This is a genomic window from Shewanella sp. AC91-MNA-CIBAN-0169 (assembly GCF_040310165.1).
Lineage (GTDB): Bacteria > Pseudomonadota > Gammaproteobacteria > Enterobacterales > Shewanellaceae > Shewanella.
The window spans coordinates 1-344 of the sequence record NZ_JBEOPM010000083.1 but is presented as its reverse complement, the minus strand read 5'-3'; the positions used below and the strand labels follow the sequence as shown (position 1 = coordinate 344).

General features: G+C 52.9%; 1 protein-coding gene. It reads left to right on the top strand.

The window, feature by feature from the left end:
- The coding region (locus tag AAEY98_RS22210) for a hypothetical protein (protein ID WP_351019724.1) at positions 1-344 on the top strand (344 nt) is incomplete at both ends.

The following is a 344-nucleotide window of genomic DNA, read 5'->3' as shown; positions in this document are numbered from 1 at the left end:
ACTGAAAACAGCGCCGTCGATGGCGCTGTGGCCGCAACCTACACCACCTTTGATGAAGACGGTGATGCACTGACGGTGGACTTCACCCCTGGCAGCAATGACGACAGTTACTATGCGTTAGTCAACGGCGAAGTGGTATTAACCCAAGCGGGTGCTGACTTGGTTAACAACGGCGGCACGCTGCCGGCGGTTAATTTAACCGTTTCTGATGGCAGCTTAACTGGCCAAGACAGTGACACTCCGGTGATCACTGCAATGAATGATGACTTCACTGATAACAATGAAACCCGCACCCTTGCAGAAGACAGCCCTGAAGTGACCGGTAATGTGATTGACGGCACCAG